Origin of the sequence: Streptomyces platensis (genome assembly GCF_008704855.1) — a bacterium.
GTDB lineage: Bacteria > Actinomycetota > Actinomycetes > Streptomycetales > Streptomycetaceae > Streptomyces > Streptomyces platensis.
Window position 1 is genome coordinate 4,359,686 of record NZ_CP023691.1, and the last position, 13,816, is coordinate 4,373,501.

At 70.7% G+C, this 13,816-nt stretch carries 11 protein-coding genes; 7 read left to right on the forward strand and 4 right to left on the reverse strand.

The features are described from left to right. Window positions 1–6: 6 nt before the first annotated feature. Entirely contained in the window at window positions 7–477 is a 471-nt protein-coding gene (locus tag CP981_RS19255; RefSeq protein WP_042151201.1) for an SseB family protein, read from the reverse strand. A 163-nt stretch (window positions 478–640) separates the two neighbouring features. On the opposite strand from CP981_RS19255, the gene CP981_RS19260 reads away from it, so the two are divergent. The 5 genes from CP981_RS19260 to CP981_RS19280 all read left to right on the forward strand — a co-directional run bounded on the left by CP981_RS19260 (window position 641) and on the right by CP981_RS19280 (window position 8,076). Beyond that, window positions 641–2,467 (forward strand): acyl-CoA dehydrogenase, encoded by a 1,827-nt coding sequence (locus CP981_RS19260; RefSeq protein WP_085923752.1) that lies wholly within the window; start codon window positions 641–643, stop codon window positions 2,465–2,467. Between the two features lie 305 nt (window positions 2,468–2,772). Continuing rightward, complete coding sequence (locus tag CP981_RS19265) at window positions 2,773–4,068, forward strand: M18 family aminopeptidase (protein WP_085923751.1); 1,296 nt, start codon at window positions 2,773–2,775, stop codon at window positions 4,066–4,068. Window position 4,069: 1 nt separating this feature from the next. After that, a complete protein-coding gene (locus CP981_RS19270) occupies window positions 4,070–6,109 on the forward strand; it encodes an AfsR/SARP family transcriptional regulator (protein ID WP_085923750.1) in 2,040 nt (679 codons plus the stop codon). 169 nt (window positions 6,110–6,278) lie between these two features. After that, on the forward strand, window positions 6,279–7,085 hold the full coding sequence (locus CP981_RS19275; protein ID WP_085923749.1) for a DUF4232 domain-containing protein: 807 nt from the start codon (window positions 6,279–6,281) through the stop codon (window positions 7,083–7,085). Window positions 7,086–7,428: 343 nt separating this feature from the next. Further along, complete coding sequence (locus tag CP981_RS19280; RefSeq protein ID WP_085923748.1) at window positions 7,429–8,076, forward strand: DUF4232 domain-containing protein; 648 nt, start codon at window positions 7,429–7,431, stop codon at window positions 8,074–8,076. Between the two features lie 81 nt (window positions 8,077–8,157). Here CP981_RS19280 and CP981_RS19285 read toward each other — a convergent pair whose 3' ends face one another. Beyond that, on the reverse strand, window positions 8,158–9,966 hold the full coding sequence (locus tag CP981_RS19285) for an NHL domain-containing thioredoxin family protein (protein ID WP_085923747.1): 1,809 nt from the start codon (window positions 9,964–9,966) through the stop codon (window positions 8,158–8,160). Window positions 9,967–10,030: 64 nt separating this feature from the next. Between CP981_RS19285 and CP981_RS19290 the strand changes: the two genes are divergently transcribed. Both CP981_RS19290 and CP981_RS19295 read left to right on the forward strand, forming a co-directional pair. Further along, a complete protein-coding gene (locus CP981_RS19290) occupies window positions 10,031–10,561 on the forward strand; it encodes an LURP-one-related/scramblase family protein (RefSeq protein WP_085923746.1) in 531 nt (176 codons plus the stop codon). 151 nt (window positions 10,562–10,712) lie between these two features. Continuing rightward, window positions 10,713–11,537 (forward strand): maleylpyruvate isomerase family mycothiol-dependent enzyme, encoded by an 825-nt coding sequence (locus CP981_RS19295; protein ID WP_085923745.1) that lies wholly within the window; start codon window positions 10,713–10,715, stop codon window positions 11,535–11,537. A gap of 160 nt (window positions 11,538–11,697) precedes the next feature. Here CP981_RS19295 and CP981_RS19300 read toward each other — a convergent pair whose 3' ends face one another. Together CP981_RS19300 and CP981_RS19305 are read right to left on the reverse strand one after the other, a co-directional pair. Further along, window positions 11,698–12,951, reverse strand: coding sequence for an MFS transporter (locus CP981_RS19300; protein WP_085923789.1), 1,254 nt, complete (start codon window positions 12,949–12,951; stop codon window positions 11,698–11,700). Between the two features lie 116 nt (window positions 12,952–13,067). Next, window positions 13,068–13,751, reverse strand: a complete 684-nt coding sequence (locus tag CP981_RS19305) for a GntR family transcriptional regulator (RefSeq protein ID WP_085923744.1) — start codon at window positions 13,749–13,751, stop codon at window positions 13,068–13,070. Window positions 13,752–13,816: the final 65 nt, after the last annotated feature.

Below are 13,816 nucleotides of genomic sequence, written 5' to 3' on the forward strand. Positions count from 1 at the left end.
GGACGGCTAGCCGTACATCCGCCGCATCGCGAAGTCGACCATCTGCTCCACGGCCTTCGCGTCGAAGACCATCCGGTGGTCACCCTCCATGTCGAGGACGAAGCCGTAGCCGGTCGGCAGCAGGTCGAGCACCTCGGCACCGGTGATCACGAAGTACTTGGACTCCTTGCCCGCGTACCGCCGCAGCTCCTTGAGCGAGGTGAACATCGGGATCACCGGCTGCTGGGTGTTGTGCAGCGCCAGGAAGCCGGGGTTGTCACCGCGCGGGCAGTAGACCTTGGACGTGGAGAAGATGCCCTGGAAGTCCTCGGCGGACATCGAGCCGGTGGTGAAGGCGCGCACCGCGTCGGCGAGGGAGGGCGGGGACGGCTCGGGATACAGCGGCTGCTCGCCGTAACCCCCGGGGGCCGGTTGTTGCGGCGGGGGCGCTCCGTACTGCTGCTGCCCGGCACCCGCGTTCTGGTCGTAGCCGTACATGCGCCACAGCGTACTGAGTCAGCGAATCCCCGGGGGACGCTCGTCACAGATGGGCGGTAGGGGTTGATTCTTATTACCGGTGGGTAGCATCATCGTAGGCACTTGCTACTTGCTGGTATTGCGTTTGAGGTCCTCCCTCCCGAACCCTTACGGAGCCGTATCCATGGGGCACTACAAGTCGAATCTCCGCGACATCGAGTTCAACCTCTTCGAGGTGCTCGGCCGTGACAGCGTGTACGGCACCGGACCGTTCGCGGAGATGGATGTCGACACCGCCAAGAGCGTGCTGTCCGAGATCGCCCGGCTGTCCGAGAACGAGCTGGCGGAGTCCTTCGCCGACACCGACCGGAACCCCCCGGTCTTCGACCCGGACACCAACACCGCGCCGGTGCCGGACAGCTTCAAGAAGAGCTACCAAGCCTTCATGGACGCCGAGTGGTGGCGGCTGGGCATCCCGGAGGAGCTCGGTGGCACCACCGCGCCGCGCTCCCTCCTCTGGGGCTTCGCCGAGACGATCCTGGGCGCCAACCCGGCCGTGTGGATGTACGCGTCCGGCCCCGCCTTCGCCGGCGTCCTCCACGAGGAGGGCACCGAGGAGCAGCACCGCATAGCCCAGCTGATGGTGGACAAGCAGTGGGGCTCCACGATGGTGCTCACCGAGCCGGACGCCGGTTCGGACGTCGGCGCCGGCCGCACCAAGGCCGTGCAGCAGGCGGACGGCACCTGGCACATCGAGGGCGTCAAGCGCTTCATCACCTCCGGTGAGCACGACATGTCCGAGAACATCGTGCACTTCGTCCTCGCCCGTCCCGAGGGTGCCGGTCCGGGCACCAAGGGCCTGTCGCTCTTCATCGTGCCGAAGTACGACTTCGACTGGGAGACCGGCGAGCTGGGCGAGCGCAACGGCGCCTACGCCACCAACGTCGAGCACAAGATGGGCCTGAAGGCCTCCAACACCTGCGAGATGACCTTCGGCGCCAACCACCCGGCCAAGGGCTGGCTGCTGGGCGAGAAGCACGACGGCATCCGCCAGATGTTCAAGATCATCGAGTTCGCCCGGATGATGGTCGGCACGAAGGCCATCGCCACCCTCTCCACCGGCTACCTCAACGCACTGGAGTACGCCAAGGAGCGGGTGCAGGGCCCGGACCTCGCGGCCTTCACCGACAAGACCGCCCCGCGCGTCACCATCACCCACCACCCCGACGTGCGCCGCTCGCTGATGACGCAGAAGGCGTACGCCGAGGGCATGCGCGCCCTGGTGCTCTACACCGCCACGGTCCAGGACGAGATCATCGTCAAGGAGACCGCGGGCGAGGACGCGAGCGCCGCGATCCGCCTCAACGACCTGCTGCTGCCGATCGTCAAGGGCTACGGCTCGGAGAAGTCCTACGAGCAGCTGGCGCAGTCGCTCCAGACCTTCGGCGGCTCCGGGTACCTCCAGGAATACCCGATCGAGCAGTACATCCGGGACGCCAAGATCGACACCCTCTACGAGGGCACCACCGCGATCCAGGGCCAGGACTTCTTCTTCCGGAAGATCGTCCGCGACCAGGGCCAGGCCCTCACCGCCCTCTCCGACGAGATCAAGAAGTTCCTCGCCGACAACACCGGCGGCGCGGAGCTGGAGCAGGCCCGCGGCGAGCTGGCCAAGGCCGCCGCCGACCTGGAGGCGATCGTCGGCGCCATGCTGACCGACCTCGCGGCGACCGAGAAGGACGTCAAGTCCATCTACAAGGTCGGCCTGAACACCACCCGTGTACTGATGGCCTCCGGCGATGTCGTCATCGGCTACCTCCTGCTCAAGGGTGCGGCCGTGGCCGCGGAGAAGCTTGCCGGCGCCTCGGCGAAGGACAAGCCCTTCTACACCGGCAAGATCGCCGCGGCGAAGTTCTTCGCGCACCACGTCCTGCCGGGCGTCTCCCTCGAGCGCGGTCTGGCCGAGTCCGTCGACCAGTCGCTGATGGAGCTCGACGAGTCCGCGTTCTAAGAGGGAATTCCGCAGCCCGGCTGCGGCGTTTCTCTTAGAGGTCTCTCAGATTGACCGTTCAGACTGACGGGGCCCGTCTCTCTTCCCCCGGAGAGACGGGCTCTGTCATGTCCGGAAAGGCGGGCCGGATGTCACGACAGCGCAGCGGGCGCACCTCGGTATGCCTGTTAGGCGGCCCGTTACACCCGGAATCCACCACTCCGCAACACTTCCCGGCCCGGAAGGCAGAAATCCTGGCCGGAAGGGTGCGCAGTCGCGCCGCATGCGCACGGGGAATGGGGGGTCCGGCTCCTTATGCTGAATCCATGACCAACTCCGCCCGCTTCGATCGCGGCCACACCGACGACCTGATGACCTATCTCGCCGCCAGTCCGTCGCCCTACCACGCAGTGGCAAACGCGGCGGAGCGGCTGGAGAAGGCCGGTTTCCGGCAGGTCGCCGAGGTCGACGCGTGGGATGGCGAGAGCGGCGGCAAGTACGTCCTGCGCGGCGGCGCGATCGTCGCCTGGTACGTGCCGGAGGGCGCGCACGCGGCCACTCCGTACCGAATTGTGGGGGCTCACACCGACTCTCCCAATCTTCGGGTCAAGCCGATTCCGGACACCGGCGCCCGCGGCTGGCGGCAGATCGCCGTCGAGATCTACGGCGGCACCCTGCTCAACACCTGGCTCGACCGCGATCTGGGGCTGAGCGGGCGGGTGACGCTGGCGGACGGCAGCCACCGGCTCGTCCATGTCGACCGGGCGCTGCTGCGGGTGCCGCAGCTGGCCGTGCACCTCGACCGCTCGGTGAACTCCGAGGGTCTCAAGCTCGACAAGCAGCGCCATATGACGCCGATCTGGGGCCTGGGCGAGGTGGCCGAGGGCGATCTGATCTCCTTCGTCGCCGAGGAGACCGGCGTGCCGGCCGACGACATCAAGGGCTGGGATCTGATGGTCCACAGCATCGAACCACCCGCCTACCTGGGCCGCGACCGCGAGCTGGTGGCCGGCCCGCGGATGGACAACCTGCTCTCCGTGCACGCCGGTACGGCCGCGCTCACCGCCGCGGCGGCCGCCGGCAGCGCTCTGAGCAGCATTCCGGTGCTGGCCGCCTTCGATCACGAGGAGAATGGCAGCCAGTCCGACACCGGCGCGGACGGCCCGCTGCTCGGCACCGTCCTGGAGCGCTCCGTCTTCGCCCGCGGCGGCTCGTACGAGGACCGGGCACGCGCCTTCGCCGGCACGCTCTGCCTGTCGTCCGACACCGGGCACGCCGTACACCCCAACTACGGTGAGCGGCACGACCCTGGCCACCACCCGATGCCCAACGGAGGACCGATCCTCAAGGTCAATGTCAATCAGCGCTATGCCACGGACGGCAGCGGACGGGCCGTCTTCGCGGCGGCCTGCGAGCGGGCCGGGGTCCCCTGGCAGAGCTTTGTGTCCAACAACTCGATGCCCTGCGGGACCACCATCGGTCCGATCACCGCGGCCCGGCACGGCATCTCGACGGTCGACATCGGTGTGGCGATCCTGTCCATGCACTCGGCACGTGAGCTGTGCGGCGCCGAGGACCCGTATCTGCTGGCGAACGCCCTGACGGCCTTCTTGGAGGGCTGAGTTGGAGTTCTCACTGCTCGGCCCGATCGCCGTGACGACCGGCTCCGCGGAGCTGTCGCTCGGGCCCGCCAAACGGCGCAGTGTGCTCGCGCTGCTGCTGTTGCAGCCCAACACCACCGTCCCACTGGAGCAGTTGATCGACTCCCTGTGGGAGGACGAGCCACCCGAACACGCCCGTACGGTCGTCCAGGGTCATGTCTCACGGCTGCGCGCCACGCTCGCCGAGGGCGGCGCGGAGGCGTACGGCATCGAGCTGACCACCCACGGCTCCGCCTATCTCCTGCGGCTGCCGGAGGAACTGATCGACGCTCACCGGTTCGGTGAGCTGGTGGCGCTGGCGCGCCCCGAGGTGGCGCCGGGCGACGCCGTACCCCTGCTGCGCGAGGCGCTCGGCCTGTGGCACGGGCCGGCGCTGACCGGCACAGTCACCAGCCCGCCGTTCGCGGCCGCCGCCCATGCGCTGGAGGAGCGGCGGCTGACGGCCGTGGAGGCGCTGGGCCGGGCGCACGGCGTGCTCGGCGAGCACGAACAGGCCGCGGCCATCCTCTACTCCGCGGCGGTCAACCACCCGCTGCGGGAGGGTCTGATCGCCGGGCTGATGCGGGCGCTGTTCCGCACGGGACGGCAGTCCGACGCACTGGAGTGGTTCCACCGCACCCGCCGGCTGCTCAACGAGGAGCTGGGCGTCGATCCCGGCGAGCGGCTGCGCGGCGCCTACGAGGAGATTCTGCGCGCGGAGGCGGCCGGCGGGGGACGGGCCAAGCCCGCGAGCGGGACGCGTCCGGCGGGTCCCGCTTCCGCCGGGGCCGCCGGGGCTCCCGGAGGAAGCCGTTCCGCGACAGACCGTGGGCCGCAGCCCGTGGCCGGCGCGGACCGGGGACCCGTACCGGACGGCACCGGCGCGGTGGACGCCCGTGGTGACGCGGCCGTGCCCGGCGGCGACGGGGCGCGGACCGGCGCGACGGACGGCACCCGGGCCGGCTCGGGACGGTCCGGTGCGGCGCCGCGGCTGCTGCCCCGGGCGCCGGCCCGCTTCCTGGGACGGGAGCGGGAACTGGCCGCCCTGACGGCCGTGTTGACGGACGGTGGGACCGGGGAGAGCCCGCTCGCGGTGGTGGCGGGGCCTGCCGGTGTCGGCAAGACCGCCTGCGCCGTGCAGTGGGCGCATCTGCGTGCCGGAGACTTCCCCGACGGCCAGCTCTTCGCCGATCTGCGCGGCTTCGGCGAGGGCGACGAGGCGGCGCCGGCCGAGATCCTGCGCGACTTCCTGCTGGCGCTGGGCACACCGCCGGAGCGGGTGCCCGGTTCGGCGCAGGCCGCATCGGCGCTGTTCAGGTCGCTGGTGGCGGAGCGCCGACTGCTGGTCGTCCTCGACAATGCGCGCAGCTCGGCGCAGGTACGGCCGCTGCTGCCCGGCGGCCCGCACTGCGCCACGGTCGTCACCAGCCGCAGCCGTCTCGACGGGCTGGTCGCCACCGACTGCGCCCGGCCGGTCGGCCTCCAGACGCTCGGCCACGAGGAAGGCGCGGCGCTGCTCGGTGCCATGCTCGGCCCGGAGCGGGTCGCCGAGGACCCGGCGGCCGCACGCGAGCTGGTCGATCTGTGCGACGGGCTGCCGCTGGCCCTGCGGGCGGCGGCCGCCCAGCTGACCGCCCGGCCGCGCTGGCGGCTGGCCCGGCTGGCCGCGGCGCTGCGGGACGAACGGCGGCGGCTGGCGCTGCTGTCCGCGGAGGACACCGGCATCGCGGCGGCCCTGCGGATGTCCGTCGCCCGGCTGTCGGCCGACGACGCACAGCTGCTCAGCGCGCTGGCGACCAGCGCGGACGGACACCTCAACGCGTCGCTGGCGGCGGCGCTCGCCGGATACGACCCGGAGCGCACCCAGGACGGTCTGGACCGGCTCGCGGAGATGCATCTGGTGGACGAGGAGGCCACCGATGTCTACACGATCAGCACCCTGACCCAGCTGTTCGCACGGGACGAGCGCGGGGAGAGCGGCGAAGGGGGCAAGCACGGTACGGGTGACGGGAGCAAGGAGTGACGGGCGCGGCTGAGCCCGGGGCCGTCCTTGTGCCGGGGCGTTAGGCGCACGTTAGTGGTACGCCAGCGGCGAGCGGCAAGGTGGTGGTCACACCGCAGGACAGACCACAGGCCAGACCGCAGGGCGTAGCCGCCGGCACGGTACGGGCCACCGACCGGGGGAGACCGGAATGCCGCGCAGCCACCATCACGCCGAGTCCGTCGTCGAGTCCGGCTCCTCCCGGCCGTCCCGTGCGGTCCGCCGCCGTACGCTGCGGATCGCCGCGGCGGGCCTGACTGCCGTCGCCGCGCTCACGCTCACCGCCTGCGGCGGCCAGGACAACCCGCTCCAGACCGGTGCCGCCAAGCCGTACAACCCGGTGCCGCAGGGCGCCGAGGAGGCGGTGGCGAAGGGCGACGGCGACCCCCAGGGTGGTCCCCGGCCCCACGGCGGCAGCGCGGAGCGGACCTCGGTCCAGCGCAGTGGCTCCGGCGCGGGTGCCGGAGCGAGCGGCACCGGGGCGGGCACCGGCAAGGCGGCGGGCAAGAGCGGCAACACCGCCGGCATCCGGCACACCGCCTGCGACGCCGCGAAGATCCAGATCGTCGCCAAGCCGCTGAAGCGGCCGGTCAACCATCTGCTGCTGGAGGCCACCAACACCTCCGGCGCCACCTGCGACCTCTACTTCTCCCCCTACCTGCGCTTCGACGAGGCCCAGAGCCCGCTGGCCGAACTGCCGGACAGCAAGCCGCAGTCCGTGGTCACCCTCGCCCCCGGCCAGTCCGGCTACGCCGCGGTGATGACCTCGTCCGCCGATGGTTCCGGCAAGAACGGCAGCACCATGACCTCGCTGTCCGTCAGCCTCCCCGGCCGCGACGGCAAGGGCAGCATCGGCGGGTCGAGGACGGTGGCGCTGCCCGGCGGCTCCGTGTACCTCGACGACAGTGCCTGGGTGACGTACTGGCAGTCGGACATGAGCGCCGCGACGGCGTGGTGAGCCCCGTCCGGTGACGCGTCACTCCGCGCTCTGCGAGCCGCGGTCCGGTCACCCGGTCCCCGGCAGACCGTCAGCCGTCTGACGCAGGCTGAAGAAACCGGCCGCAGAGCCCCCTTGAACCAGGGCGCCCGCATCCCCCAGCGGGCGCCCTTTTCGTTGTCCGCCGCCCACTGTCCCGTCATGTCTCGTCCCGCGCCCCCACCCCCCTATGAGCTGCGATAACGCCATATCACCAGGGCCCGCGACGAACCCACCCTGGCGCATTGACCGGCAATGGATATCGTGGCCGTGCCATGACAGACACACCTCGCTGATACGCAGCACCTCACTGGGGGAACCACCCATGACCGCACGCCGCTCCCGCCACCGCTCCGCCGCATACGCCGCGCTGGCCCTCGGGCTGGCCGGTTCGCTCGCGCTGACCGGCTGCAACAGCCACTCCTCGAAGAAGTCGAAGAAGTCGTCCTCCTCGTCTTCCAAGAGCAAGAAGCGCAAGATCATCGGTGGCGGTGCGGCTGCGGCGGGCGCGGGAGCGGTATCGCGGCGGGTGCCCGACTGCTACCCCAGCACGTACAAGGTCACGTTCTCCCAGCAGACCGGCCCGAAGAGCCATGTGGCCGTGAAGTTCAAGAACTCCACCAGCCGCGACTGCAAGCTCTACAACGCGCCGCTGCTGCGCTTCAACAACGCCAAGAAGCCGCTGCCGCTGCTCCAGGGCACGCCCGGCCACCTCGACGGCACCCGCATCACGGTGCCCGCCCACGGCTACGCCTACGCGGTCATCCCCACCAACACCGCGGCCACCAAGGGCACCGAGCAGAAGTCGGTGGCCATCGACTTCATGGGTATCTCCGCGAGCTCGGCCACGCACGGTCCGGTCACCGTCGACTTCGCGGAGAAGCGGCTCCACATCTCCGTCGGCAAGAGCAAGGTCACCAACTGGAGCTCCAGCATTCACGGGGCGCAGCTGGCGGGCGGCGTCGGCAAGTAGCCGCGACGCCGACCGGCCCGGGGTGACGGCCGGCGGTTGGCTTCGGCCCGGGCCCGGTCGACGGGCCCGGGCGTCTCGCTTCTACTCGGCGTCCAGCCCGGCCAGTACGAGACCCAGCCGGGCCACCCCGCCCTCGGCGATCTCGACCGGGACGCCCCAGTCCTGCTGGTGTACATGGCAGGCGGGGTACTCGATGTCCGGGGCGTCGTCACAGGACGCGGCCATCGCCGAGACATGCAGCACGCCCTCGGTCATACCGTCCGCGAGCACCAGATCCCGGGTGAGGTCGGTGCCGGCGCCCGCACCGTCGGCGAGCAGCTCCGGCGGGGTCGCACTGACCAGCAGCCGCGTCGAGGGACCGTAGCGGGTGTCGAGCTTCTGGCCGGCCGGGGCCTGGAAGACCACCTCCAGCCGCAGTGCGCCCGGGGCGACCTCGGTGGCCGCGCGCTGGGTGCGATGCGCCACCGACTCGACGCGGATCGCCTCCTCCGGCAGCCGCAGCCGGGTCAGCCGGTGCCGTGCCGACTCCACCACCACGAGATCGCCGTCGACGAGCACCGCATCGGACGGCTCGCGCAGATCCTTCGCCAGCGTCGTCACCTCGCCGCTCGCCGGGTCGAAGCGACGCAGGGCGTGGTTGTAGGTGTCCGCGATGGCGACCGAGCCGTCGGGCAGCGCGGTCACCCCCAGCGGGTGCTGGAGCAGTGCCTGGCCGGCGGCGCCGTCGCGGTGCCCGAAGTCGAACAGGCCGGTGCCGACGGCCGTTCGGATGACATAGCCGTCGCCCGCTTCGGCGGGCTCCACCCAGCGGACCGCGCTGGTCTCCGAGTCCGCGATCCACAGCCGGTCGCCGGCCGCCGCGAGCCCGGACGGCTGGGCGAACCACGCCTCGGCGGCCGGGCCGTCCACCAGGCCCTCGTTGGTGGTGCCGGCCGCGACCTCGACCGTTCCGGCAGCCGGGTCGTACGTCCACAGCTGGTGCACCCCGGCCATCGCGATCCACAGCCGGTCCTGCCACCAGGCGAGGTCCCACGGCGAGGAGAGGTCCACCTCGCGCGCCGGACCCGAGGTCGGCGAGCCCTGCCACCACTGCTTGCCGGTGCCGGCCACCGTCTCCAGCGTGCCGCTGTCGGGGTCGAGGACGCGGATGGCGTGGTTGACCGTGTCGGCGACGGCCACCTTGCCGTCCGGCAGCAGCGCCAGGCCCTGCGGCTCGTTGAAGGAGTCCGCGGTCAGTCCGCGCTCACCGGTGCCGATCCGGCGCAGCACCTGCTCGCCGTCCGCCGCCAGCTCCACCAGCTGATGCCGGGTGGTGTCCGAGACGAGGAAGCTGCCGCCCGGCAGCCGGACCGCCTTGCCGGGGAAGCGCAGATCGGTGGCCACCGGCTCCGGCGGTACGTAGGGACCGTCGCCGCGGTGCAGGGTGCCCTTCGCCTCGTGCTCGGCCTCCAGCTCCTCGACGAGCTTCTCGATGGCGTGCGCATGGCCCTCGCCGGCGTGCTGGGCGACGACATACCCCTCGGGGTCGATCACCACGAGCGTCGGCCAGGCCCGTACCGCGTACTGCTTCCAGGTGGTGAGCTCGGGGTCGTCGAGGACCGGGTGCTCGACGCCATAGCGCTCCACGGCGTCCACGACGGCCTGGTGCTCGGCCTCGTGCACGAACTTCGGGGAGTGCACGCCGATGATCACGACGGTGTCGCGGTGCCGCTCCTCCAGCTCCCGCAGCTCATCCAGGACATGCAGACAGTTCACACAGCAAAAGGTCCAGAAATCCAGGACGACGATGCGTCCTCGCAGGTCGGAGAGGGTCAGATCCTTGTTGCCGGTGTTCAGCCAGCCGCCCTTGCCGGTCAGCTCGGGGGCGCGGACGCGTGCACGTGAAGCCATGTGGACATTCAACGTCACTCGGGTGCCTGCGCATTCCGCAGGGCCCCGGGGGAACACGTCAGCCATGCAGCGATCTCCCGGGGACGCGTCCCCGCGCACGGGCAAGTACGTGGTACGTGACCGCATCTTCGGCATCGGTGACGACTACTGGATCGAGGACGAGCACGGACGGCACGCCTACCTGGTGGACGGGAAGGCGCTGCGGCTGCGGGAGACCTTCGAGCTGAAGGACCCCGAACGGCGGGTGCTGATCACCATCCGCAAGAAGATGCTCAGCCTGCGCGACACGATGACCATCGAACGAGGCGACGAGCCGCTGGCCACCATCAAGCGCAAACGGCTCTCGCTGCTGCGCAACCACTACCGCGTCGAGCTGGTGGACGGCACCGAACTGGACGTCAGCGGAAAGATCCTGGACCGGGAGTTCGCGATCGAGTACGACGGCGAACTGCTCGCCGAGATCTCGCGGCGCTGGCTGACCGTGCGCGACACCTATGCGGTCAATGTCGTCCGGGAGGACGCGGACCCGCCGCTGCTGATCGCCATCGCGGTGTGTGTGATCCGGCTGGCGGAGCGGGAGCGCGGCGAGGACTGAGAAGCACACGTTCCGGGCGTACGGCGCACCCCTCTGCGGCCGGGAAGCATCGGCCTACGATGGTCGTCCGAAAGCACTGCCGGGGTGCCCGTGCGCAGCGTAACTTAACTGCACAGACAGCAGCCCGCGTACGAACCGTCCGAGGGGTCCCGTGACCGTCCATCCCAGCCTTCAGTCCTCCATCGATGCCTGGACTCACTCCATAGAAGCGATAACCGAGCTGGTGACTCCGCTCGTCGAAGGCGAGTGGAACAGGGCGACGGGCCTCCCAGGATGGTCTGTGCGTGATGTGGTCTCCCATGTCATCGGCCTGGAATGCGAGATGCTGGGCGACCCGCGGCCGATTCACACGCTGCCGCGCGATCTCTACCACGTACGCAGCGAGTCGGCGCGACGCATGGAGGTGCAGGTCGACGTCCGTCGGCACCACACCGCGCCGGAGATGCTCAGCGAGCTCGAATACACCGTCATCCGCCGCTCCCGGCAGCTGCGCAACGAGTCCCGCCAGCCGGACGCCGAGATACGCAGCCCGCTCGGCGAGGACCGTACGCTGGAATTCGTGCTCCAGCAGCGGGCGTTCGATGTCTGGGTGCATGAGCAGGACCTGCGCCGGGCGCTCGGCAAGCCCGGCAATCTCGACTCCCCCGGCGCGCAGGTGACGCGCGATCTGCTGGTGAAGGCGCTGCCCGGCATCGTCGCCAAGCGGGCCCAGGCGCCCGCCGATTCAGCGGTGGTCTTCGACGTCAGCGGACCGCTGGAATTCCTGCGGACGGTCCGGATCAACGCCGAGGGCAACGCCACGATCGACGGCAGTGTCTCGCTCGGCCCGACCCTGACGCTCGCCCTGGACTGGGACACCTTCCACCAGCTGGCCTGCGGCCGGGTGCGTCCGTCGGCCGTCACCGAGCAGATCAAGATCGACGGCGACGCCGAACTGGCCGCGGCGATCCTGGACCACTTCGCGGTCACGCCGTAGCACCAGGCGGACGGCGTCCCGGCGGGTATCCGCCTCTCCACGCCGCTGCCCGTCAGCCGGCCGCAGAACGAGAGCCGTCCCCGGAGTATGAGCCGTTTCACGTGAAACAGCCCTGTCCGTTCCACGTGAAACGGACCCGGCCGCCAACCGCCCGGCCGCCTCAGGCCGGCACGTGAACCGCCTCGACCCGGCTGACGACCAGCCGTTCGCGCTCACGCCGCGCCGCACGCCGACGCAGCCGCAGGATCTGCGAGACGCCGAGCGCCTCCAGGACGAACATCGAGGCGAAGGCGATCCGGTAGTTGTCGCCGGTCGCGTCCAGCAGCACTCCGACGGCGAGCAGGGTCGTCATCGAGGCGGTGAAGCCGCCCATGTTGACGATGCCGGAGGCGGTGCCCTGGCGCTCGGGCGGGTTGGCGGGCCGCGCGAAGTCGAAGCCGATCATCGAGGCGGGGCCACAGGCGCCCAGCACCGCACACAGCACGATCAGCAGCGCCATCGGGGCGTGATCGGCCGGCCAGGCCAGCACCAGCCCCCACAGCAGCGCCGTGGCGCCCACGGTGCCCAGTGCCAGTGGCGTACGGGCCGCGTGATGGCGGGCGATGACCTGGCCGAAGATCAGGCCCACCGCCATGTTGGAGAGCACCACGAGGGTGAGCAGTTCACCGGCGGTGCCGCGGGACAGCCCCTGTGCCTCGACGAGGAACGGCAGGCCCCAGAGCAGCAGGAACACCATCGCGGGGAACTGGGTGGTGAAGTGCACCCACATGCCCAGCCGGGTACCGGGCTCCCGCCAGGCGTCCGCGATCTGCCGACGCACGAATCCGGAGCCGGTGTGCGCGGCGGACGCGGGCGGCGGCTCGAAGCCCTCGGGGTGGTCCTTGAGGAAGAGCAGCAGCACGATCAGCACGACGATGCCGCCGGCCGCGCTGGCGGCGAAGGTCGGAGTCCAGCCGAAGGAGTGCAGGAAGCGGGCGAGGACGAGCGTGGAGACGAGGTTGCCCGCCATCCCCACCAGCGCGGCGATCTGAGCGATCATCGGGCCGCGGCGGGCCGGGAACCACCGGGCGCCCAGCCGCAGCACGCTGATGAAGGTCATCGCATCCCCGCAGCCGAGCAGTGCACGCGAGCCGAGCGCCATGGCGTACGACGAGGAGAGCGCAAAGCCGAACTGGCCGGCGGTGTAGAGCACCACACCGATCGTCAGCACCTTCTTGGCGCCGAGCCGGTCGACCAGCAGACCGACGGGGATCTGCATCCCCGCGTACACCAGCAGCTGGAGGATGGAGAACGTCGACAGCGCCGAGGCGTTGATATGGAAGCGGTCAGCGGCGTCCAGCCCGGCCACGCCGAGGCTGGTGCGGTAGGTGATCGCGACGAAGTAGACCGCGACACCGATGCCCCAGACCGCCATCGCCCTCCGGCCGCCGGGCGGGTCCGCGGGCATCAGCCGGGCGGAGCCGCCGCCTATACCGGAGCCGCCGGCACCGTCCGAGCCGAGGGAACCACCGGCGTTTCCGCCGCCGGCGCTCATCGCACGTCCCCTTGCGCCAGGTTGCGGACCCAGCTGACGTGACGCTGCACGACCTCGGTCGCGGCGTCCGCGTCACCGGCGCGCAGCGCCTCCAGGATCTCCGCATGCTCGGTGATGTTCTTGGCGATCCGGTCCGGATGGGCATGCATCACCGCGACGCCCATCCGCAGCTGACGGTCGCGCAGCTGCTCATAGAGCCGGTCCAGGATCTGGTTGCCGGCGCTGCGCACGATGGCGGCGTGGAAGGCGCGGTCGGTGACGGACACGGCGGCCAGATCACCGGACGCGGCCTGCTCCCGCATCGTCTCCAGCAGCTCGGTCAGCTCGCCGACCAGCGCCTCACTGGCGGGCACCGCCTTGGCCGCGGCGTGCTTCTCCACCAGCAGCCGGGTCTCGACGACATCGGCGATCTCCTGCGCGGAGACCGGCAGCACCAGCGCGCCCTTCTTGGGGTAGAGCTTGATCAGCCCCTCGACCTCCAGCCGCAGCAGCGCCTCGCGCACCGGTGTCCGTGACACCCCCACGGCGTCGGCCAGCTCGCCCTCGGTGAGCAGCATGCCGCCCTCGTAGCGGCGGTCCAGGACGGCGTCCTTGATATGGGCGTAGACCCGCTCGGCGGCGGGCGGCTGCTTGACGGTGGACTCTCTGGCAGGCGCGGTGGGCGTGGACGCTGAGGGCATGCGCACAGGATAGATACAACAGGTATGCGTTCGACACCGCAGTCCGAGATACGGACGGAACGGTC

Excerpts from the sequence above, each read along its gene's own strand:
- CP981_RS19280 (WP_085923748.1), top strand. The coding sequence starts at position 7,429 with ATGACCGCACGCCGCTCCCGCCACCGCTCCGCCGCATACGCCGCGCTG.
- CP981_RS19290 (WP_085923746.1), top strand. The coding sequence starts at position 10,031 with ATGCAGCGATCTCCCGGGGACGCGTCCCCGCGCACGGGCAAGTACGTG.
- CP981_RS19300 (WP_085923789.1), bottom strand. The coding sequence starts at position 12,951 with ATGGCGGTCTGGGGCATCGGTGTCGCGGTCTACTTCGTCGCGATCACC.
- CP981_RS19255 (WP_042151201.1), bottom strand. The coding sequence starts at position 477 with ATGTACGGCTACGACCAGAACGCGGGTGCCGGGCAGCAGCAGTACGGA.
- CP981_RS19275 (WP_085923749.1), top strand. The coding sequence starts at position 6,279 with ATGCCGCGCAGCCACCATCACGCCGAGTCCGTCGTCGAGTCCGGCTCC.
- CP981_RS19305 (WP_085923744.1), bottom strand. The coding sequence starts at position 13,751 with ATGCCCTCAGCGTCCACGCCCACCGCGCCTGCCAGAGAGTCCACCGTC.
- CP981_RS19260 (WP_085923752.1), top strand. The coding sequence starts at position 641 with ATGGGGCACTACAAGTCGAATCTCCGCGACATCGAGTTCAACCTCTTC.
- CP981_RS19285 (WP_085923747.1), bottom strand. The coding sequence starts at position 9,966 with ATGGCTTCACGTGCACGCGTCCGCGCCCCCGAGCTGACCGGCAAGGGC.
- CP981_RS19265 (WP_085923751.1), top strand. The coding sequence starts at position 2,773 with ATGACCAACTCCGCCCGCTTCGATCGCGGCCACACCGACGACCTGATG.